Annotated in this window: 20 protein-coding genes and 3 tRNA genes; 8 read left to right on the top strand and 15 right to left on the bottom strand. The window is 57.2% G+C overall.

The window, feature by feature from the left end; genetic code table 11:
* Positions 1-20 precede the first annotated feature (20 nt).
* Positions 21-1037, top strand: a complete 1017-nt coding sequence (gene lplA, locus SOM40_RS03190) for a lipoate--protein ligase (RefSeq protein WP_320529953.1) — start codon at positions 21-23, stop codon at positions 1035-1037.
* A 70-nt stretch (positions 1038-1107) separates the two neighbouring features.
* Here lplA and yjjJ read toward each other — a convergent pair whose 3' ends face one another.
* From yjjJ to deoC, 5 genes are all read right to left on the bottom strand, one after another.
* A complete protein-coding gene (gene yjjJ / locus SOM40_RS03185; RefSeq protein ID WP_320529952.1) occupies positions 1108-2436 on the bottom strand; it encodes a type II toxin-antitoxin system HipA family toxin YjjJ in 1329 nt (442 codons plus the stop codon).
* Between the two features lie 139 nt (positions 2437-2575).
* Positions 2576-3298: a purine-nucleoside phosphorylase gene (gene deoD, locus SOM40_RS03180; RefSeq protein ID WP_010427122.1), complete on the bottom strand. Its 723-nt coding sequence runs from the start codon at positions 3296-3298 to the stop codon at positions 2576-2578.
* A gap of 125 nt (positions 3299-3423) precedes the next feature.
* On the bottom strand, positions 3424-4647 hold the full coding sequence (gene deoB, locus SOM40_RS03175; RefSeq protein WP_166181549.1) for a phosphopentomutase: 1224 nt from the start codon (positions 4645-4647) through the stop codon (positions 3424-3426).
* Positions 4648-4697: 50 nt separating this feature from the next.
* Positions 4698-6020: a thymidine phosphorylase gene (gene deoA, locus SOM40_RS03170; RefSeq protein ID WP_106994154.1), complete on the bottom strand. Its 1323-nt coding sequence runs from the start codon at positions 6018-6020 to the stop codon at positions 4698-4700.
* A 55-nt stretch (positions 6021-6075) separates the two neighbouring features.
* On the bottom strand, positions 6076-6855 hold the full coding sequence (deoC, locus tag SOM40_RS03165; protein ID WP_106994153.1) for a deoxyribose-phosphate aldolase: 780 nt from the start codon (positions 6853-6855) through the stop codon (positions 6076-6078).
* A 261-nt stretch (positions 6856-7116) separates the two neighbouring features.
* On the opposite strand from deoC, the gene SOM40_RS03160 reads away from it, so the two are divergent.
* The gene (locus SOM40_RS03160) at positions 7117-8658 is read left to right on the top strand and encodes a YjjI family glycine radical enzyme (RefSeq protein ID WP_320529951.1); all 1542 of its coding nucleotides are present in this window, start codon (positions 7117-7119) and stop codon (positions 8656-8658) included.
* Positions 8630-9490 carry a YjjW family glycine radical enzyme activase gene (locus tag SOM40_RS03155; RefSeq protein WP_320529950.1) on the top strand — a complete coding sequence of 287 codons (861 nt, stop codon included), beginning with the start codon at positions 8630-8632 and terminating at the stop codon, positions 9488-9490. The genes SOM40_RS03160 and SOM40_RS03155 overlap by 29 nt, the downstream gene beginning before the upstream one ends.
* Here SOM40_RS03155 and SOM40_RS03150 read toward each other — a convergent pair.
* The 8 genes from SOM40_RS03150 to SOM40_RS03115 form a co-directional block, all read right to left on the bottom strand.
* Positions 9485-10267: a metal-dependent hydrolase gene (locus tag SOM40_RS03150; protein ID WP_106994150.1), complete on the bottom strand. Its 783-nt coding sequence runs from the start codon at positions 10265-10267 to the stop codon at positions 9485-9487. The genes SOM40_RS03155 and SOM40_RS03150 overlap by 6 nt on opposite strands.
* Positions 10264-11325, bottom strand: a complete 1062-nt coding sequence (locus SOM40_RS03145; RefSeq protein WP_262672755.1) for a patatin-like phospholipase family protein — start codon at positions 11323-11325, stop codon at positions 10264-10266. Before SOM40_RS03145 ends, SOM40_RS03150 begins: the two co-directional genes overlap by 4 nt.
* A gap of 149 nt (positions 11326-11474) precedes the next feature.
* A complete protein-coding gene (locus tag SOM40_RS03140; RefSeq protein WP_002887716.1) occupies positions 11475-11636 on the bottom strand; it encodes a DUF1328 domain-containing protein in 162 nt (53 codons plus the stop codon).
* A 124-nt stretch (positions 11637-11760) separates the two neighbouring features.
* Positions 11761-12378, bottom strand: a complete 618-nt coding sequence (osmY, locus tag SOM40_RS03135) for a molecular chaperone OsmY (RefSeq protein WP_106994148.1) — start codon at positions 12376-12378, stop codon at positions 11761-11763.
* Between the two features lie 304 nt (positions 12379-12682).
* Entirely contained in the window at positions 12683-14272 is a 1590-nt protein-coding gene (gene prfC, locus SOM40_RS03130; RefSeq protein WP_166181543.1) for a peptide chain release factor 3, read from the bottom strand.
* A gap of 90 nt (positions 14273-14362) precedes the next feature.
* Positions 14363-15040 carry a pyrimidine 5'-nucleotidase gene (gene yjjG, locus SOM40_RS03125; RefSeq protein WP_320529949.1) on the bottom strand — a complete coding sequence of 226 codons (678 nt, stop codon included), beginning with the start codon at positions 15038-15040 and terminating at the stop codon, positions 14363-14365.
* A 17-nt stretch (positions 15041-15057) separates the two neighbouring features.
* The gene (gene rimI / locus SOM40_RS03120) at positions 15058-15501 is read right to left on the bottom strand and encodes a ribosomal protein S18-alanine N-acetyltransferase (protein WP_312190246.1); all 444 of its coding nucleotides are present in this window, start codon (positions 15499-15501) and stop codon (positions 15058-15060) included.
* Positions 15470-15883, bottom strand: coding sequence for a DNA polymerase III subunit psi (locus SOM40_RS03115; protein WP_261644725.1), 414 nt, complete (start codon positions 15881-15883; stop codon positions 15470-15472). Before SOM40_RS03115 ends, rimI begins: the two co-directional genes overlap by 32 nt.
* Before the next feature lie 102 nt (positions 15884-15985).
* Here SOM40_RS03115 and rsmC point away from each other — a divergent pair, with 102 nt between their 5' ends.
* From rsmC to SOM40_RS03095, 4 genes are all read left to right on the top strand, one after another.
* The gene (rsmC, locus tag SOM40_RS03110) at positions 15986-17014 is read left to right on the top strand and encodes a 16S rRNA (guanine(1207)-N(2))-methyltransferase RsmC (protein ID WP_106994143.1); all 1029 of its coding nucleotides are present in this window, start codon (positions 15986-15988) and stop codon (positions 17012-17014) included.
* A gap of 140 nt (positions 17015-17154) precedes the next feature.
* Positions 17155-17240 (top strand) — tRNA-Leu (locus SOM40_RS03105).
* A gap of 29 nt (positions 17241-17269) precedes the next feature.
* Positions 17270-17355, top strand: a tRNA-Leu gene (locus tag SOM40_RS03100).
* A 32-nt stretch (positions 17356-17387) separates the two neighbouring features.
* Positions 17388-17473, top strand: a tRNA-Leu gene (locus tag SOM40_RS03095).
* A gap of 41 nt (positions 17474-17514) precedes the next feature.
* Here the strand turns inward: SOM40_RS03095 and SOM40_RS03090 are convergent.
* Positions 17515-17745: a DUF1435 domain-containing protein gene (locus SOM40_RS03090; protein WP_106994142.1), complete on the bottom strand. Its 231-nt coding sequence runs from the start codon at positions 17743-17745 to the stop codon at positions 17515-17517.
* Positions 17746-17901: 156 nt separating this feature from the next.
* Here SOM40_RS03090 and fhuF point away from each other — a divergent pair, with 156 nt between their 5' ends.
* Complete coding sequence (fhuF, locus tag SOM40_RS03085) at positions 17902-18690, top strand: siderophore-iron reductase FhuF (protein WP_262672757.1); 789 nt, start codon at positions 17902-17904, stop codon at positions 18688-18690.
* 97 nt (positions 18691-18787) lie between these two features.
* Here fhuF and SOM40_RS03080 read toward each other — a convergent pair whose 3' ends face one another.
* A complete protein-coding gene (locus SOM40_RS03080) occupies positions 18788-20131 on the bottom strand; it encodes a PTS sugar transporter subunit IIC (protein WP_320529948.1) in 1344 nt (447 codons plus the stop codon).
* Positions 20132-20271: the final 140 nt, after the last annotated feature.

Here is a 20271-nt window from a genome sequence, read left to right as displayed (position 1 = left end):
TTCAGAAAAGGAACTTTGCCATGACGACGTTACGCCTGCTTATCTCTGACTCTTACGATCCCTGGTTTAACCTTGCGGTGGAAGAGTGCATCTTCCGCCAGATGCCCGCCACGCAGCGGGTGCTGTTCCTGTGGCGCAACGCCGATACGGTGGTCATTGGCCGGGCGCAAAATCCGTGGAAAGAGTGCAACACGCGACGCATGGAAGAGGACAACGTCCGCCTGGCGCGTCGCAGCAGCGGCGGCGGCGCGGTGTTCCACGACCTCGGCAATACCTGTTTTACCTTTATGGCCGGGAAGCCGGAGTACGACAAAACCATCTCCACCAACATTGTGCTTAGCGCGTTACAGGCGCTGGGGGCCACGGCGGAAGCGTCAGGGCGCAACGATCTGGTGGTGAAAACGCCAGAAGGCGATCGGAAGGTTTCTGGCTCGGCCTATCGCGAAACCCTGGACCGCGGTTTTCACCACGGTACCCTGCTGCTGAATGCCGATCTCAGCCGCCTGGCAAACTACCTCAATCCCGACCAGAAAAAGCTGCAGGCCAAAGGCATTACCTCCGTGCGCGGACGGGTTGCCAATCTGGTGGATCTGCTCCCGGGCGTGACCCACGAGCAGATCTGCGACGCGATCCGCGAGGCGTTTTTTGCCCACTATGGCGAACGGGTGGAAGCGGAAGTGATCTCCCCGGACAAGACCCCGGACCTGCCGAACTTTGCCGAGACCTTTGCCCGCCAGAGCAGCTGGGAGTGGAACTTCGGTCAGGCCCCTGCCTTCTCGCACCTGCTGGATGAGCGTTTCACCTGGGGCGGCGTGGAATTGCACTTCGACGTCGAGAAGGGCCATATCACCCGCACGCAGGTCTTTACCGACAGCCTGAACCCGGCCCCGTTAGAAGCCCTTGCGGCCCGTCTGCAGGGCTGTCTGTATCGGGCAGATATGCTGCAGCAGGCGTGCGATGCGTTGATCGGCGATTTCCCGGAACAGGAGATTGAGCTGCGTGAGCTGTCGGCCTGGATTGCGCGGGCGGTGAGATAATAAAAAGCCCGCTGACGCGGGCCTGTAAAGCGTAGGCCGGGTAAGGCGAAGCCGCCACCCGGCAGAACATTCACGCCATTCTTTGGACCATTACTTCAATATCACTTAATCGTGCTTGCATACCCGCTGCGATCTGGCGGAAGTTTTCACTTATCCGCCCTTCAGCCATCACCTTCTCCCAGAACCGTGCCGCCAGCGGCAAGGCAAACTCCCAGGCCTGGCGCGATACCGTACTGTCAAAACGTATCTCACAGGTTTCCTCACGCATCATGCCCGCGCTGGAAGGGGCAAACGCCATCGGCAACATGTCATAAACGGGGGCGAGGGATAACGGCAAGCCGGAATAATAAAAGGATAGGTTTCCCGCGTGCATATCGCTGTTGCCAATCAGGCGGCCAAATGCCCATATCTTTTCGACCTGGCCCACGGCCATTGTCTCCAAGATTCCCGCCTGCACCAGCTCATTGACCGTGTGCGACCACGAGGCGCTTGCGGTGACAAATTCACTTTGCACCGCCTCCAGGGACACAATGGCCCTTCTGCCGGCGACACCCTCACAGTCGAAGCGTTTAGCCTCCAGAAAAACCTGACCGTTTTCCCCTTGCAACGCTACTGCATCGCTGGCCGCGATCCCCGCATCCGCCAGCGTACTGAGGGCAATAGCCTCCGCCAGCAGCAGATCCCCCCAGCGAACCGAAACTGCGCTCAGTTGTGGGGCGGTAAATTTGACCAGCACATGCGCATCACCTGATGCCGTCCGGGTAAAGCAGGAAAACTTGGGCTGTTCCCCGCCCGCCGACGACCCCACGATCTCCCCTGCCAGCGCCTCCCGGGATAATTGCGCATAGCGTCGCGGCTTTTGATCGTCGGGGATGGCCTGCGGTGGCGTGGCAGAGAGCCAGCGCTGATAATTGTCTTCACCCACCAGCCAGCCGCCAGAATGCTCACCTGAAAACTGGCTAAGCGCATACAGCACGTCGCTTTCCTGCCACAGGCGAATATCTTCCGGGAGTGAGCATTGCTGCGCCATGCGGCGGCCCCAGGCACGGCCTAAAAAGCCCTGGGGGCGAAGATCGGTCAGGTACCAGGGAAGCCCATCAAACCATTGCCAGTCGCCTTCGGCCTTTAATACGAGGCAACTCCCCTGCGGCCAGGTGGGGTAAATCTCGCCGCCTTTAATGGCCCGGCCCTGCTCATTCACTCGCCAGAAGGGAAATACGCTCATCCCCCGCACCGGCCTTAGCAGGGCGTAGCGCGTGGCACGTGCTTTTCCAAACTGGATCACGCGTTCCTGCGCGGAAACCAGCCGTGAAAACGTCGCCTGGCTGATGCCCAGGTGCTGGCAAAGCTCTGGTGCCGCACGCGGCCCCTGTAACAGCAGGTCAGTTATGGTTGTCATCAGTGAATGGTTTTGTGAATAGATACTTGAATGAATTTCATAGCATATTCAAATGAAATGTAAAGGGAAATGGCGAAGCAGGAGGGAGAATATGAATAGATTTAAAAAAAATGGGGGCAGCATGCCCCCAAGGGAATGCTTACTCTTTATCGCCCAGCAGAACGGATTCCAGCGCGATTTTGATCATATCGTTGAAGGTGGTCTGACGCTCAGCGGCAGTGGTCTGCTCGTGAGTACGGATATGGTCAGACACGGTGCAGATGGTCAGGGCTTTCGCACCGAATTCTGCTGCCACACCGTAGATGCCTGCCGCTTCCATTTCCACGCCCAGGATGCCGTATTTTTCCATCACGTCGAACATCTCGCCGCCGTCTGGCGCATAGAACAGGTCCGCAGAGAAGATGTTACCCACGCGAGCTTCAACGCCCAGCGCTTTGGCAGCGTCAACTGCGTCACGTACCATGCCGAAGTCAGCAATCGCCGCGAAGTCGTGATCTTTGAAACGCATACGGTTTACTTTGGAATCGGTGCAAGCCCCCATGCCGATCACGATGTCACGCAGCTTAACGTCCATACGCACGGCGCCACAGGAGCCCACGCGGATGATTTTCTTCACGCCGAAATCGGTGATCAGCTCTTTGGTGTAGATGGAGCAGGATGGGATACCCATGCCGTGACCCATTACGGAAATTTTGCGGCCTTTATAGGTCCCGGTGAAGCCCAGCATGCCGCGAACGTTGTTCACTTCACGCACGTCTTCGAGGAAAGTTTCCGCGATGTGCTTCGCGCGCAGTGGGTCGCCCGGCATCAATACGACGTCAGCGAAATCACCCATCTCTGCATTAATGTGAGGAGTTGCCATCTTCAGATCCTTTTATATTGTTGTTTTTGCCGGGTGGCGGCTGCGCCTTACCCAGCCTACATGATGTTCTCCCTCTCCCTGTGGGAGAGGGTCGGGGTGAGGGCATCAGGCCGCACCCATCAAAATCAGAACATGGCTTTGCCATATTCCATGTCAGACGTACCAAAGTATTTCGCGATGGTCTGGCCGATATCCGCGAAGGATTCACGGTGGCCCAGCGAGCCTGGTTTCACTTTCGGGCCGTACACCAGCACCGGAATGTGCTCACGGGTGTGGTCGGTACCGGTCCAGGTCGGGTCGCAGCCGTGGTCGGCGGTCAGGATCAGAATGTCATCTTCCCCTACCAGCTCCATCAGCTCCGGCAGACGGCGGTCGAACAGCTCCAGACCCGCAGCGTAGCCTGCAACGTCGCGACGGTGGCCCCAGGAGGAGTCGAAGTCTACGAAGTTGGTGAAGACGATGGTGTTGTCGCCTGCTTCTTTCATCTCTTTCACGGTGGCGTCAAACAGCGCGTCCAGACCGGTAGCTTTCACTTTTTTGGTGATACCGCAGTTGGCGTAGATGTCCGCAATTTTACCGACGGAAACCACCTGGCCCTCTTTCTCATCGACCAGTTTTTGCAGCACGGTTGGTGCTGGTGGCTCAACGGCCAGGTCGTGACGGTTGCCGGTACGCTGGAAGTTACCCGCTTTGTCGCCCACAAACGGACGCGCGATCACGCGGCCAATGTTGTAGCCGCCTTCGGTCAGCTCTTCACGGGCGATTTCGCACAGCTCGTACAGACGATCCAGGCCAAAGGTCTCTTCGTGGCAGGCAATCTGGAACACGGAGTCAGCCGAAGTGTAGAAGATCGGCTTGCCGGTTTTCATGTGCTCTTCGCCGAGCTGATCGAGAATCACCGTCCCGGAGGAGTGGCAGTTGCCGAGGTAGCCCGGCAGGTTGCCGCGCTCAACCAGCTTATCCAGCAGCTCCTGCGGGAAGCTGTTTTCGTGGTCAGAGAAGTAGCCCCAGTCGAACAGAACCGGTACACCAGCGATTTCCCAGTGACCTGACGGGGTGTCTTTCCCGGAAGAGAGCTCGTGCGCCCAGGCGTATGCGCCCACCACTTCCGCGTTGCCATCCATACCCGCGGCAACGTTGCCGGTAGAGCCTTCGTGGGCTTTCACCAGACCCAGACGGGTCAGGTTTGGCAAATTCAGCGGGCCCTGACGCCCGGTGTTCGCTTCGCCTTTTGCACAGGCTTCTGCGATGTGACCCATGGTATCTGCACCTGTGTCACCAAAGCGATCTGCGTCTTCTGTAGCGCCGATGCCGAATGAGTCCAGCACCATAATAAATGCACGTTTCATATGTTCTCCGTACTCAGTGCTTATAAAAAAGCGATCAGATCAGTATACCGCTATTCGGTAATACGACGATAGACACAAGGCGTGGTTTCTGGCGCTTTATCTGCCAGAGTAATGGCCGCCTTCACGGCTTTCGCCGCATCCTGCCAGCTGTTTTCATCTTTCGCGTGGATCACCGCCAGCGGACGTTGGCCGTCAACGCTGTCGCCCAGACGGGCCATGTCGGTGAAGCCGACGCTGTAATCAATGGTATCCGACGCCTGACGACGACCGCCGCCCATCGACACCACCGCCATACCCAGCGCGCGGGTGTCCATTGCCGAGACAAAGCCTTCGGTATCCGCGTAGACCGCTTTGCTGAGCATCGCGGTTGGCAGGTATTTGGCGTAATTTTCCACGAAGTCGGTCGGGCCTTTCTGCGCGGCGACCATCCGGCCAAAGATCTCGGCCGCTTTGCCGTTATCCAGCACCGCCTGCAGTTTAGCGCGGGCTTCGGCGTCATCTTTCGCCAGGTTGCCTGAGATCAGCATCTCAACGCACAGCGCCATGGTCACATCGAGCAGACGCGGATTACGGTATTCGCCGGTCAGGAACTGCACCGCTTCACGTACTTCGACGGCGTTACCGGCGCTGGAGGCCAGGACCTGGTTCATGTCGGTGAGCAGCGCGGTGGTGCGCACGCCTGCGCCGTTGGAGACGCCAACGATCGCTTCGGCCAGCGCGGCAGAGAGTTCATAGGTCGGCATAAAGGCGCCGCTGCCCACTTTGACGTCCATCACCAGCGCATCCAGACCTTCAGCCAGCTTCTTGGCGAGGATCGAGGCGGTGATCAGTGGGATGGAGTCGACGGTCGCGGTAATGTCACGCGTGGCGTAAAAACGCTTATCCGCCGGGGCAAGGGAGCTGGTCTGGCCGATAATCGCCACACCCACGTCCTTAATAATGTCGCGGAAGCGATTGTCATCCGGGAAGATATCGAAGCCCGGGATGGCTTCCAGTTTGTCGAGCGTGCCGCCGGTATGGCCGAGGCCGCGCCCGGAGATCATTGGAATATAGCCGCCGCAGGCAGCGACCATTGGGCCCAGCATCAGCGAGGTGACATCACCCACGCCGCCGGTGGAGTGTTTATCCACGATCGGGCCATTAAGATTAAGGCTCTTCCAGTCCAGAACGGTCCCTGAATCCCGCATCGCCATGGTCAGCGACACGCGCTCCGGCATCGCCATATCGTGGAAGAAAATGGTCATCGCCAGGGCCGCAATCTGCCCTTCAGAGATGGTATTGTCGCGAATGCCGTTGATAAAGAAACGGATCTCTTCGTCGCTTAAAGCATGACCATCACGTTTTTTACGAATAATTTCTTGTGCGAGAAACACGGTAACCTCCCGAAAGTAGGCCGGGAGCGCTACGCGTCACCCGGCAATTCAAATCTTAGTAGCTGCTTGCGCTCTTACCGTCGCCGTGACCCAGCGCTTTCAGCAGGCTGGCCAGCAGGCTGGAGGCGCCAAAGCGGTAGTGGCGGGAGTCGGCCCAGTCGGCACCGAACAGCTCGTCGGCAATCGCCAGGAACTGCTGCGCGTCTTCCGCAGTACGTACGCCGCCTGCCGGTTTGAAGCCCACGGTTTTTTCCACGCCCATATCGCGGATCACTTCCATCATGATGCGAGCGCTTTCCGGAGTGGCGTTTACCGGCACTTTACCGGTAGAGGTTTTAATGAAATCAGCACCCGCTTTGATGGAGATTTCAGACGCTTTACGAATCAGCGCTTCTTCTTTCAGCTCGCCGGTTTCGATGATCACTTTCAGCAGCACGTTTGCCGCAGCGCAGGCTTCTTTGCAGGCTTTCACCAGATCGAAACCGATCTGCTCATTACCGGCGATCAGCGCGCGATACGGGAAGACCACGTCCACTTCATCGGCACCGTAAGCGATAGCGGCGCGGGTCTCTGCCAGGGCGATCCCGATATCGTCATTACCGTGTGGGAAGTTGGTGACAGTGGCGATACGCACGTCCGGCGTACCCTGCTCGTTCAGCGTTTTACGCGCGATCGGAATGAAACGCGGATAGATACAGACGGCCGCGGTGTTGCCCACGGCGGTTTTTGCCTGATGACACAGGGCGATCACTTTCTCGTTGGTGTCGTCGTCATTCAGGGTGGTCAGATCCATCAGTTTCAGGGCGCGCAGGCTGCTTGCGGTTAAATCGGTCATAACATTCTCCCGGCGTATAGCCGTAAAATTTTACCTTGCGGGTCTGTGAGTATTCTAACATCCACCCGCATTCTCACTTCGACATTCATCACAGTTAAGGAAATCCGCATACAAATTTGCATAACCGTAATGAGATCAACTTCAAATATTTTAGCTACAACTGCTGATTAAAGCGCCAGGCACACGCGCAGGATCAATGGCCACCGACGAGAAGCTTTCTACAATTCTTCCCCACCACTGCAGAAAAAGAAGGAAGCGAATATGTCCCCCGATGGCCTGCAACTACGTTGCCAGCAAATTGTGACAAGCCCGGTGTTAAGCCCCGAACAAAAACGCCACTTTCTGGCGCTTGAGGCGGAAAACAATCTGCCTTATCCGTCGCTTCCCCCTGAAGCGCGTCAGGCGCTGGAGGCGGGGTTTATTTGCGATATGTTTGAAGGCCACGCGCCGTACAAGCCGCGCTATGTGTTACCGGACTATGCGCTGTTCCTGAAACAGGGTTCGCAATGGCTGGAGCTGGAAGGGGCGCAGGATCTGGACGATGCCCTGTCGCTGTTAACCATCCTTTACCACCACGTTCCGTCCGTTACCGGCATGCCGGTGTTCCTCGGCCATCTCGATACGCTACTGCAGCCGTATGTTAGAATTCTAACACAACAAGAAATCGATATTCGAATAAAACGTTTCTGGCGCTATCTCGATCGCACCCTGCCGGATGCCTTTGTCCACGCCAATATTGGCCCGGCCGATGGCCCGGTAACGCGCGCCATTTTACGTGCTGATGCAGAGCTTAAGCAGGTCTCACCCAATCTGACCTTTATTTATGATCCTGAGATCACCCCGGACGATCTGCTGCTGGAGGTGGCCAGCAATATCTGCGAATGCAGTAAGCCGCATATCGCCAACGGGCCGGAAAATGATAAAATTTTCACAAAAAACGGTTTTGGCGTGGTCAGCTGTTACAACTCCCTGCCGCTGGGTGGCGGAGGCAGCACCCTGGTGCGCCTCAATCTGAAAGCCATCGCGGAACAGAGCGATACCCCAGAGGCGTTCTTCACCCGCATGCTGCCACACTACTGCCAACAGCAGATCGCCATCATCAATGCACGCTGCGACGTCCTGTACCAACAGTCCGGTTTCTTTGAGAATAGCTTCCTGGTTAAAGAAGGGCTGATCGATCCGGACCGTTTTGTGCCGATGTTTGGCATGTATGGCCTGGCCGAGGCGGTGAACGTGCTGTGCGAGAAAGCCGGGCTTAAAGGGCGCTACGGCAAGGATGTCCAGGCCAATGCGCTGGGCTACCGCATCAGCGAACAGCTGGCGGCCTTTGTGGAACATACGCCGGTCAGATACGGCTGGAAACAGCGCGCTATGCTGCATGCCCAGTCGGGGATCAGCTCTGACGTCGGCACCACGCCGGGGGCGCGTCTGCCTTACGGCGATGAGCCCGACCCCATCAGCCATCTGCTGGCGGTGGCGCCGCATCACCGGCACTATCACGCCGGGATCAGCGACATTCTGACCCTGGACGAAACCATCAAACGCAATCCGCAGGCGGTGGTGGAACTCTGTCTGGGCGCCTTCCGCGCCGGGATGCGCGAGTTCAGCGCCAATGTCTCGGGTAACGATCTGGTCCGCGTGACCGGCTATATGGTGCGGCTCTCCGATCTGGAAAAATACCGCGCTGAAGGGTCCCGCACCAACACCACCTGGCTGGGCGAAGAAGCTGCCCGCAACACCCGCATTCTGGAGCGCCAGCCGCGCGTGATAAGCCATGAACAACAGATGCGCTTTAGTCAGTAAGGTTATCCCGTTTTCCTGCGTCGACGGGCCCGGCAGTCGCCTGGCCCTGTTCCTGCAGGGCTGTAACCTGCGCTGTAAAACCTGCCATAACCCGTGGACGATAGGACGGTGCAACGACTGCGCCGCCTGCGTACCGCACTGCCCGCATGACGCGCTGAACATTCAGGCCGGACGGGTCTGGTGGGATGAGGCCCATTGTCAGCAGTGCGACACCTGTCTGCAGATGTGCCCGCAGCAGGCGACGCCGATGGCGCAGCGGTTAAGCGTCGAGGAGGTGGTGGCGCAGGTCCGCAAGGTGTCGCCCTTTATCTCCGGCATCACCGTCAGCGGCGGGGAAGCTACCACCCAGTTGCCGTTTCTGCTGGCGCTGTTTGCGACCCTGAAAGCCGATCCGCTGTTGCAGCACTTGTCCTGCCTGGTGGACAGCAACGGCCTGTTAAGCGAGACCGGCTGGCGAAAACTGCTCCCGGTGTTTGACGGGGCGATGCTGGATCTCAAGGCCTGGGATAATGAACATCACCGCTACCTGACCGGGCGTGACAACGCACCGATCAAGCACAGCATCCGCTGGCTGGCGGGGCACAACCGGCTGAGCGAGCTGCGTCTGCTGGTGATCCCGGATCACTGCGATTACCTGACGCACCGCCGGGAACTGATCGCGTTTATTCGTCGGTTAGGGGACGTGCCCGTCAGGATCAACGCCTTTCATGCACATGGCGTCTATGGTGAAGCCCGGCACTGGCGCAGCGCCACGGCAGAGGATGTTGAACCCCTGGCACAGATGCTGGAGCGGGAGCGGATCAGAGTGATCCGCCCGGCGCTCTACTTATAGCGGCAGATCGAACAGCGTGCGGGTGTTGTTCAGCAGCGCCTCAGCGATCTCATCCGCGGGTTCGTCACGCAGTTCACACAACGTAGCAAATACTCTCGCCGCCTGTTCCGGGCGGTTCGGCTGGCCCTGAAAACCGTTGAGGGGCATATCCGGGGCGTCCGTTTCCAGCAGCAGAGCGGAAAGCGGTAATTGCGCCATCACATCCCGGGTTTTACTGGCCCGTGGATAGGTGATGGTGCCGCCAACGCCAATTTTATACCCCATCTCCACGAAGCGCTGCGCCTGCTGCAGGCTGCCGGCAAAGCCATGGACCACGCCGGTCCGGGGCAGATCCTGGCGCTTGAGGTGCATCGCCAGTTTGTCATGAGTGCGCCGGGAATGGAGGATCACCGGCAGATCGTAGCGTTTCGCCAGCTTCAGCTGCGCATCGAGGATCGTCTCCTGACGATCGAAGTGAGGATCCTCCCGGTAGAGATCGAGGCCGATCTCCCCCACCGCCACCAGCCTTTCCGGTCGCGCCGCCAGCACCGCTTCCAGCTGGTCAAGATGCTCATCGCGATGAGATTCGATCACAATCGGGTGCAGGCCCAGGGCCATATAGAGCGTCGGATAGCGCGCCCCGAGGCGCAGGACACGATCGATGCTCGCCACATCAATGGCGGGCACCACAATCGCCGTCACCCCGGCGTCGGCGGCACGCTGGATGCTGGCGGGCTCATCGTCGGTGAAAGGTGGGAAATCAAAGTGGCAATGGGTATCGATAAAGCGGTAAGTCACGCCAGATCCTCGCTATCAAACAGGGTGTCATTGGCCTGGGGCGTAATCACCAGCGGTGTGGCAACCACGTCGTTGGCGACGCTTGCCGGGGGCACCACCCTCGTGGCCGGGGCGATGATCCGACGCAGCGGCGGACGCTCGGCCAGCAGTTTGCCCACCGTCGCCAGGAAATAGCGCCCGCACAGGCGCCCGGTTTTGTAGTCGTCGCGCAGGGCGGGCACGCGACTACCCAGCGCCATACTGTTGAGCGGCCGCGGGGGATAAATTTCAAAGATCCGCAGCTTGCCCGGCGGCTTCTCGATAAAACGCTGGATGGTGTGGTAGCTGGCCTCGTGATGTGAGACCAGATTCAGCATCGGTTGCAGGCTGCTGGCGCCCAGCCAGCGCTCCATCCGCTTAAACCACTCCGGTGTATAGTACATCTGCGACGGCACGGTACGGATCACCACGATAGTTTGCGCCCCGCGTCGGGCCGCCTCCTGCACCGGGATCGCGTCGCTGACCCCGCCGTCCAGATAGGCGATGCCGTCCAGCGCCGCGCCGGTACGGTAGAAGCCGGGGATCGCACTGGAGGCGCGAAGGATATCGAGCCAGTTCTCTTTTTGTGGTGAGAAGTAGCTGGCCGAGTAGTCATCGCCGCGACAGGCGCACATCCAGAAAGCTTTGCCGGTATCGAACAGCCGCGAGGCGTTATCCATCGCCAGCGGCATTTTGCTGGCGGTGGCATCCAGCAGCCAGTCAAGATCGATCAGATTGCCGCCGCGCACAAAGCGCAGCGGATCGAAGAAGTCGCGGGAGGTGGTGTAACGCATGATCACTTTGCGGGCATAGCCCGGCTGATTGCAGACGTAGGCCGACAGATTCTGCGCCCCGGCGGAGGTGCCGAAATAGAGATCGAACGGATTAAACTGCGCGCGCATGAATTCGTCCAGGACGCCTGCCGTGAAGATCCCTCGCTGGCCGCCGCCCTCACACACCAGGGCTATCTGGCCTGGTCGAAAAGGTTTCAGCGCCAACGGCGCAATGTTGCCGAGCGTGACCGGAATTCGCTGTCCCACCTCTGCTTTCCTGTTTTTTTATTTATTCTGTTACTACACAGTAGCCTATACCTGACGTATGACTCAAATCGGATGCTGACGAACGTCAGACATAAAAAAAGGCTCATGTTAACCATGAGCCTTTTTCTTCAAAGTACCTATAACCTGAGCTATGGACGACGGCGTCCGGTGAACAGGCTAACCAGGAACAGGATAATACCGACGACGAAGACGATTTTCGCTGCGCCCGCCGCAGTACCAGCCAGACCACCAAAACCCAGAGCGGCGGCAATTAACGCGATTACCAGAAAAATGATGCCCCAACGAAACATAAGACTCTCCTTAACCATAGTTAATGTCGACCGCATGGTGAGCGCTCAGGTTGCTCACGGCGATATCTAAGGTGTAATTCTTATCTCGCCTTCTGGCCTCAGCCAGAAGGACGATTGTGGTGTTTTATTTAACTTTCAGATCGTTTTTAACACTTTTCACGCCATCAATGGCTTTTGCGATGCTCTCAGCACGGTCACTCTGTGCTTTTGAATCAACGGTACCGCTCAGCTGAACAACACCATCGGTGGTTTCAACTTTCACTTTACGTGATGGCACGATGTCATCCGCTAACAGTTTAGCTTTGATTTCGCTGGTCGTTGCGGTATCGCCCGCATAGCCTTTGGCAGACTGCTCTTTACCGTCACGCACGTGCAGTTTGTCGCTGACAGAGGTCACACCCTCTACCTTTTTCGCCACGGCAACAGCTTTTTCAGCCTGCGCCTGGCTTTCAACAAAGCCGCTCAGCGTAACAACGTTTTTCTCGGTTTCTACGGAAATATCGGTGCTCTTGATGTCATCAGCATCCACCAGCGCAGCTTTTACTTTTGCTGTGATAGAGCTGTCATCCATGAAGTTACCGACTTTATTCATAGAGTTATCGATTTTTTCCCCTGCGGTATTCGCTGTGGACTGTGCTTTTTCCGTGGCGGTGGTTTCTGCCATTGCAGAACCGCATACCAGAGCACTACCCATCATTACCGCCAGCAGAGTTTTCGAAATCTTCAATTTTTTAGTATTCATCGATGTATTCCTGTGTTTTGCTCCGAATTCGAGCGTAAATCATCATGCGTAAGTAGTCTTTCATACTACCAATCAACACTCGGGCGAGATGAGAACCTTATCAACACGCATTGAGTGGAGCTTTCATCTGCGCCCGGTGTTAAACACTGAGTTAAATATAGATCACTCTCGGCGCGCTGCTTTCAGAATCGGCTAAAAAATGAGCAACAAGTAACAAAAGATGATGAATTAAGAACATTCCGCAAGGGATTAATAAGGCAGGGATTTAAGCAGAGCACGGCGGCTGCCGTGCTCTGAGAAGGGATTAGTGCTCGCGGGTTTTGCGGAACTGAACGTCCGGGTAACGATCGTGCGCCAGGTTCAGGTTGACCATGGTTGGGGCGATATAGGTGAGGTTATCACCACCGTCCAGTGCCAGCTGGATCTCGTTCTTACGCTTAAATTCTTCGAATTTCTTCACGTCAGAACACTCTACCCAGCGCGCCGTCGCCACGTTGACCGATTCGTAAATCGCTTCAACGTTGTATTCGCTCTTCAGACGGGCAACCACCACGTCGAACTGCAGCACCCCGACGGCGCCGACAATCAGATCGTTATTGGAAATGGGGCGGAACACCTGCACGGCCCCCTCTTCCGACAGCTGAACCAGCCCTTTCAGCAGCTGTTTCTGCTTCAGCGGATCCCGCAGGCGGATACGACGGAACAGTTCCGGCGCGAAGTTCGGAATACCGGTGAACTTCATCATCTCGCCCTGGGTGAAGGTGTCACCAATCTGGATGGTGCCGTGGTTATGCAGACCAATGATGTCGCCCGGGTAGGCCTCTTCCACATGGGAACGGTCACCGGCCATAAAGGTCAGCGCATCGGAGATCACCACGTCCTTACCGGTACGCACCTGGCGCAGCTTCATGCCCTTTTCGTATTTACCGGACACCACGCGCATAAAGGCCACGCGGTCACGGTGTTTCGGGTCCATGTTGGCCTGAATCTTAAATACGAAGCCGGTGAACTTCTCTTCGCTGGCGACCACTTCACGGGTGTCGGTTTTACGCGGCATCGGCTGCGGCGCCCACTCCACCAGACCGTCCAGCATATGGTCGACGCCGAAGTTACCCAGCGCGGTACCGAAGAAGACTGGGGTGATTTCGCCCGCGAGGAACAGATCCTGATCGAACTCGTGGGACGCACCTTTTACCAGCTCCAGCTCGTCACGCAGCTGCTCTGCCAGCTCATCGCCGACCGCCGCGTTCAGTTCCGGGTTATCCAGCCCTTTCACGACGCGCACGTCCTGAATGGTGTGACCTTTACCGGTCTGATACAGGTAAGTTTCGTCTTTATAGAGGTGGTAAACCCCTTTGAACAGCTTGCCGCAGCCAATTGGCCAGGTGATTGGCGCGCAGGCGATCTTCAGCTCGCGCTCCACTTCGTCCATCACTTCCATCGGATCGCGGATGTCACGGTCGAGTTTGTTCATAAAGGTGAGGATCGGCGTATCGCGCAGACGGGTAACTTCCATCAGCTTGCGGGTACGATCTTCAACACCTTTCGCGGCATCGATGACCATCAGGCAGCAGTCCACCGCCGTCAGGGTACGGTAGGTATCTTCGGAGAAGTCTTCGTGCCCCGGGGTATCGAGCAGGTTCACCAGGCAGTCGTGATACGGGAACTGCATCACGGAGGTGGTAATCGAGATACCACGCTGCTTTTCCATCTCCATCCAGTCAGATTTTGCATGCTGGCTGGAACCACGGCCTTTTACCGTACCGGCGGTCTGGATCGCCTGTCCGAACAGCAGCACCTTTTCGGTGATGGTGGTTTTACCGGCATCCGGGTGAGAGATAATGGCAAAAGTGCGGCGCTTGGCCACCTCTTGCAGATAAGGAGACAACGTCATAGTAAAATCTTCTTTAATAAGCGCGGCAGTACGCCACGCATTTGGAATACGAATTTGCGGCTATTTTACCCATCAACGGGGGGCAGGCAATCAATGTTTACACAGGAGTTGCTCCAGTTCGCTCAGGGAGGCCACGGTCCAGGTCGGTTTGATTCCTTCCGGCAGGGGGCGGTTATGCGCATTCAGCCAGCAGGTGGACAGCCCGGCGTTCATCCCGCCAAGGATATCGGACTCTGCCGTATCCCCTACCATCAACACCTTTGCCCGGTCAGGGTTTCCGGCCTGGGCCAGCGCATAATCAAAGATTTTCGCGGCCGGTTTGGCCACGCCAACCTGTTCGGAGATCACTAACAGATCAAAATAGTCACGGAAACCGGTGCGCTCAAGGCGGATCTGTTGCAGGGCGGTAAAGCCGTTGGTGATGATCCCGAGCTTCGCCTTTCCTTTCAGGGAGGCGAGCAGCGACGCGGCACCCGGCAGCGGGGCGCAGATCTCGGCCATCGCGTTAAGGAAGGCGTGGTTCAGATCGCCTGGCGGAACGTTCAGACGCTCAGACCATCCCTGGAAACGTTGATGCTGCAGCTGTAACGCGGTGATGGCTCCGTTCTGGTAATCCACCCACAGCGGTTTGTTCACCAGCTGGTAATCCTGGAAATCTTCAGCGGTAAAGGTCACGCTGTAGTCGAGAAACATCCGCTGTAAGCCGCCAAACGAATCAAACGTAAACAGCGTTTCGTCAGCATCAAAGAAAATCCAGTCCCAGTTCATCGTTACAACCTTTTTAGTTATCCAAGCGGCAGAGCCATGATGATGGCGTCTTCACGTCCTTCTGCGGTGGGGTAGTAGTTACGGCGGATCGTCGCCTCGTTGAAGCCCAGGCTTTCATAGAGTGCGATGGCGGCGGCGTTCGAGGCGCGTACTTCCAGCCACAGCGTGAAAACGTCTCGTGTTTCCAGCTCGCGAATTAAATGTTCCAGCAGCGCTCTGCCCAGCCCACGGCGCTGAAAGGCAGGATCCACGGCGATGTTAAACAGCGTCGCCTCATCCAGAACGACCTGCGTAATGGCGAAAGCCGCCAGGGTATTATCGACATCCAGCCGATAGTTGAGGTAACGCTCGCCCTGGTTGCTGGCAAACGTTTTTTCACTCCACGGAAAGGCGTGGGCGCGTTTTTCGATCTCAAAAGCCTGGGCTAAATCAGTCGTCGTGAGGGAAGAAATTGTGTTCATGTTCGCAGATTTGTTGCCACAGCGCGCGACGTGCCGCCGGGTTCGCGTTAAGTTCGTCCAATACCGGGGTGGCCAGGTTGCCGCCCTCCAGTGCCATCTCTTCCGTCACGCCAAGCTGCCAGCTGTTACAGCGACCGTCTGGCGGCAGCATGGCTACGCGCTCGGGCGTCAGCTGCAGCACCTGATCGGCGTCCAGCTTCAGGGCGCGCAGCACGTCAGCAATCAACGGCTCGTTCAGCGCGGGCAGTTCCTGCGCCACCATCACCAGGCGAATGTGCGCCGGAAGCGAGATGGCGATTTCGCCCTGCAAGGCCGCCGGGCGACGCAACGCCCACTGGGTGATGCCCAGTTGCTGTAATTGCCTGTCTCGTCGGGATGCCATTGCGAAAACTCCTGTCTGTCAGGCGCGCAAATATACCAAATGTGTCGAATCTGCGCCATCTACCTACTATAATCCCCGCCTGAGTTTATTGAGGAACAATTCATGTCTGCATTTACCCCGGCAAGTGAAGTCTTGCTGCGCCACAGTGATGATTTCGAACAAAGCCGTATTCTGTTTGCCGGAGATATGCAGGATGACCTGCCTGCCCGTTTCGAGTGCGCTGAGAGCCGCGCCCACACCCAGCAGTATCACCACTGGCAGTTACTGAGCCGCCAGATGGGCGAGCGTGTTCGCTACAGCCTGGTAGCTGAGCAGAGCGACGTGGCGGACTGCGATACGCTGATCTACTACTGGCCGAAGAACAAACCCGAAGCCCAGTTCCAGCTGATGAACCTGCTCTCCCTGCTGCCAGTGGGCTGCGATATTTTCGTGGTCGGTGAAAACCGCAGCGGCGTGCGCAGCGCCGAGCAGATGCTGGCAGATTATGCCACGCTGAACAAAGTCGACAGCGCCCGCCGCTGTGGCCTGTACCATGGTCGTCTGGACAAAAAACCGACCTTCGACGCAGAAAAATACTGGGGCGAATATCAGCTGGATGGCCTGACCATCAAAACGCTGCCGGGCGTCTTCAGCCGTGACGGTCTGGACGTTGGTAGCCAGCTGCTGCTCTCCACCTTCACGCCGCACACCAAAGGTAAAGTGCTGGATGTCGGCTGTGGCGCAGGCGTGCTCTCCGTAGTACTCGCCAGCCACTCGCCGAAGGTGCGTTTAACCCTCACCGATGTCGGCGCATCCGCGATTGAAGCCAGCCGCGCGACCCTGGCCGCTAACGGCATTGAAGGTGAGGTATTCGCCTCCAACGTGCTCTCCGACGTGACCGGTCGTTTCGATATGATCATCTCCAACCCGCCGTTCCATGACGGGATGGAAACCAGCCTCGAAGCCGCACAGACGCTGATCCGCACCGCGGTACGCCATCTGAACAGCGGCGGTGAGCTGCGCATCGTGGCGAACGCCTTCCTGCCGTATCCGAAAGTGCTGGATGAAGTCTTCGGCTTCCACGAAGTACTGGCCCAGACCGGCCGCTTTAAGATCTACCGCGCGATCATGACCCGTCAGGCGAAGAAGTAACGTCCACATCTGGCCCGATCTCCCCGATCGGGCCATTTTTGCAACAATCAAAACATCCGGCACAATTATCTGTTGACGAATAGCTGAAAACATCTAGAATGCGCCTCCGTGGTTGCGATACTTTTTTGTATCGTTGGTATGCGAAGGTGGCGGAATTGGTAGACGCGCTAGCTTCAGGTGTTAGTGTCCTTTGGATGTGGGGGTTCGAGTCCCCCCCCTCGCACCAACAACCATGATTGATATTGCTCGCACTGGGCGAAGGTGGCGGAATTGGTAGACGCGCTAGCTTCAGGTGTTAGTGTCCTTAGGATGTGGGGGTTCGAGTCCCCCCCCTCGCACCAACGAGGCGATATCAATAAAATAAGATGACTGTGCGAAGGTGGCGGAATTGGTAGACGCGCTAGCTTCAGGTGTTAGTGTCCTTAGGATGTGGGGGTTCGAGTCCCCCCCCTCGCACCAATTATCTTATCTCTCTCCTGCAATTCTCTCTTGTTATCCTCTCAGTTCAGATTCATCGCCAGAACCCACATGCCCGCAATCAGCGCGACACAGGATGGCAGCAGCACAAAGTGCCGTAGTTGTTTATGCCAGATCATGGCGGATGAGATCAGCAATCCCGACACGATAATCAGTTTCCAGACCGCCAGCGACAGATCGGTAAAGGCCAGCCCGGCCATCATCGCCCCCGGCAGTATCACTCCCCATCCACTCCCTAACGCTCTGCTCAACATGATCTGTCTCCCGCCTCGATAATGATAACCAATATCATATGATATAATTTCTCATTTGTCAGCGCAGGGCGTAAATGTGTAAAAAATCTTGCGCACGGTTTTATCTATAGTTAGGATTGGCAATCATTATCATTTAGATTTTTATCCAGCTCACTTATGGCCATACGCTCCGCACACGTCATTGAGAATGTTATCTGGCAAACCCGCCTTCCGACCGGGCCTTCAGGGCTTGCGGATGCGGTACGCGATGCCATTGCCGAAACGCGTGCGCATATGCTGGATGTCATTAAGCTGGATGAAACGCCTCCGCATCACGCCCTGACGCTGGCACAGTGGCAACGCCCTGCCGAACTGCAGTCGCTGCTGGCGACCTATGCGGATCACATCTATCGCAATCAACCTACGTTAGCGCGCGAAAACAAGCCGCTGCTGTCGCTGTGGGCGCAATGGTATATCGGGCTGATGGTGCCGCCGATGATGCTGGCCCTGCTCACTCAGGACGTGGCGCTGGATCTCTCCCCTGAGCACTTCCACGTTGAGTTTCACGAAACCGGGCGCGCCGCCTGCTTCTGGATCGACGTCCAGGAAGACAGTCAGACGACCTCGCTTTCTGCGCAGCAAAGAATTGAAGTGCTGATTACCCGGGCGCTGATCCCGGTGGTTGAGGCGCTGGAAGAGACAGGTGAGATCAATGGCAAGCTTATCTGGAGCAATACCGGGTATTTAATTCACTGGTATCTGACCGAAATGAAAACCCTGCTGGGTGATGAGAAGGTCGACGCGCTGCGCCAGTCCATCTTCTTTGCCCGCCAGCTGTCGGATGGGCGTGATAACCCGCTTTATCGTACGGTGGTTCCGCGCGACGGGTTGCTGGTGCGTCGCACCTGCTGCCAGCGCTATCGCCTGCCGGATGTGCAGCAGTGCGGGGACTGCACGCTTAAATAAACGGGTGCGGCCTGATGCCCTCACCCTGGCCCTCTCCCACGGGGAGAGGGTACACACATTAAAAACGGCAACCTTTTGGTTGCCGTTTTGCTTTTACCTATGCCACCTGCTGACTTTCTTCGTCGGCACGCTGAGCCTCTTCGGCTTCCTGCGCCAGCAGCTGCTTCTCGTACACTTTGAAGAACGGGTAGTAGATGATGGCGGAAACGAGGGCTAACAGCACCACCAGGACCGCCGCGCGGAAATCCCAGCCCAGCGCCCAGGCGGCCCCCACTGGCGCCGGCGCCGTCCACGGCACTACGGAAATCACGCGCCCAATCAGATCCAGCTTCATCGCCGCCCACGCCAGCACCGCATTCACCATCGGGGCCAGCAGGAACGGAATAAAGAACACCGGGTTCATAACGATCGGCGTACCAAAGATCACCGGTTCGTTGATGTTGAAAAGACTCGGCACCACGCTCAAACGACCAATCGAACGCAGGTGCGCCGAACGGCTACGCAGGTAGCAGAACACCAGCCCCATCGTCGCCCCGGAGCCGCCAATCACAATGAAGAAGGTCCAGAACGCTTCCATAAAGATATGCGGCAGCGGCGCGCTCTGCGCCAGCGCGGTCTGGTTAAGCCCGAGGTTGGTCAGCCAGAACATCTGCAGCATCCCGGAGACAATCGCCGCCCCGTGAATGCCTGCAAACCACAGCAGATGGCCGATCAGCACCGCCAGCAGGATTGCCGGCAGCGAATCCGCAGCGGATACCAGTGGCTTAAAGATAGCCATAATGGCCTGCGGGATCAGCATGCCAAACTCCGACTGAATGAACAGGCTCAGCGGATAGAGGGTTAACACCACCACCAGCACCGGGATCAGCAGATCGAAGGAGTTTTTGATCATCGGCGGAACCTGATCCGGCAGGCGAATACCGATGTTGTGCGCCTTCAGGAAACGCATCATCTCCACACAGTAGATCGCCACCAGAATGGCGGTGAAAATCCCGGTTCCCCCGAGGCTGTCCACCGGCAGCATGCCTTTTGTTTTTGGCGCAGCAATCAGCAGGAAGGCCATCAGCGACAGCATGGCGCACATGAAGGGATCGAGCTGGTGCGATTTGACGTAGTGCTTGCCGAGGTTATAGGCGATAGCGGCGCAGATATAGAGAGACATCACCCCCATGGTCATATCGAACGGGGTCAGGATCTGGCCTTCAAACTGTTTCGCCATATCCAGCCAGGCGCGGGCAAAGCCCCAGGTGGTGTCCGGTGAAAACGGCGGGTAGGCAAACACTAATAAGAAAGAGCCGACAATCATAAACGGCATGGCGGAGATAAAGCCGTCGCGGATCGCCATCACGTGACGCTGGGAAGAGATGCGTCCGGCAATGGGGCTGACATAGTTTTCGACAAAGCGGAATATCAGGTTAAACGCAGCATGGTTGGCAGACATAACGGCTCTCCTGTCAGACGATCGTTTCGGGCGCAGTCACGCCGCACGGTGTTCCATATACCACTTTCACCACCTTGCTGGTTCGCTTACCAGCGGTACTGCTCAAACGGATAGGTTTCATAATCGACTCTTATTATTTA

The organism is Leclercia sp. CFBP8987 (genome assembly GCF_034044995.2).
Classification (GTDB): Bacteria; Pseudomonadota; Gammaproteobacteria; order Enterobacterales; family Enterobacteriaceae; genus Enterobacter; species Enterobacter tamurae.
Note: the sequence above shows the minus strand (reverse complement) of the source record. Positions and strands in the feature narration are given on the sequence as shown.

Bases quoted from the DNA above. Each gene is read 5' to 3' on its own strand.
- lplA (WP_320529953.1), top strand. From the start codon at position 21: ATGACGACGTTACGCCTGCTTATCTCTGACTCTTACGATCCCTGGTTT.
- yjjJ (WP_320529952.1), bottom strand. From the start codon at position 2,436: ATGACAACCATAACTGACCTGCTGTTACAGGGGCCGCGTGCGGCACCA.
- deoD (WP_010427122.1), bottom strand. From the start codon at position 3,298: ATGGCAACTCCTCACATTAATGCAGAGATGGGTGATTTCGCTGACGTC.
- deoB (WP_166181549.1), bottom strand. From the start codon at position 4,647: ATGAAACGTGCATTTATTATGGTGCTGGACTCATTCGGCATCGGCGCT.
- deoC (WP_106994153.1), bottom strand. From the start codon at position 6,855: ATGACCGATTTAACCGCAAGCAGCCTGCGCGCCCTGAAACTGATGGAT.
- SOM40_RS03160 (WP_320529951.1), top strand. From the start codon at position 7,117: ATGTCCCCCGATGGCCTGCAACTACGTTGCCAGCAAATTGTGACAAGC.
- SOM40_RS03155 (WP_320529950.1), top strand. From the start codon at position 8,630: ATGAACAACAGATGCGCTTTAGTCAGTAAGGTTATCCCGTTTTCCTGC.
- SOM40_RS03140 (WP_002887716.1), bottom strand. From the start codon at position 11,636: ATGTTTCGTTGGGGCATCATTTTTCTGGTAATCGCGTTAATTGCCGCC.
- osmY (WP_106994148.1), bottom strand. From the start codon at position 12,378: ATGAATACTAAAAAATTGAAGATTTCGAAAACTCTGCTGGCGGTAATG.
- prfC (WP_166181543.1), bottom strand. From the start codon at position 14,272: ATGACGTTGTCTCCTTATCTGCAAGAGGTGGCCAAGCGCCGCACTTTT.
- yjjG (WP_320529949.1), bottom strand. From the start codon at position 15,040: ATGAACTGGGACTGGATTTTCTTTGATGCTGACGAAACGCTGTTTACG.
- rimI (WP_312190246.1), bottom strand. From the start codon at position 15,501: ATGAACACAATTTCTTCCCTCACGACGACTGATTTAGCCCAGGCTTTT.
- SOM40_RS03115 (WP_261644725.1), bottom strand. From the start codon at position 15,883: ATGGCATCCCGACGAGACAGGCAATTACAGCAACTGGGCATCACCCAG.
- rsmC (WP_106994143.1), top strand. From the start codon at position 15,986: ATGTCTGCATTTACCCCGGCAAGTGAAGTCTTGCTGCGCCACAGTGAT.
- SOM40_RS03090 (WP_106994142.1), bottom strand. From the start codon at position 17,745: ATGTTGAGCAGAGCGTTAGGGAGTGGATGGGGAGTGATACTGCCGGGG.
- fhuF (WP_262672757.1), top strand. From the start codon at position 17,902: ATGGCCATACGCTCCGCACACGTCATTGAGAATGTTATCTGGCAAACC.
- SOM40_RS03080 (WP_320529948.1), bottom strand. From the start codon at position 20,131: ATGTCTGCCAACCATGCTGCGTTTAACCTGATATTCCGCTTTGTCGAA.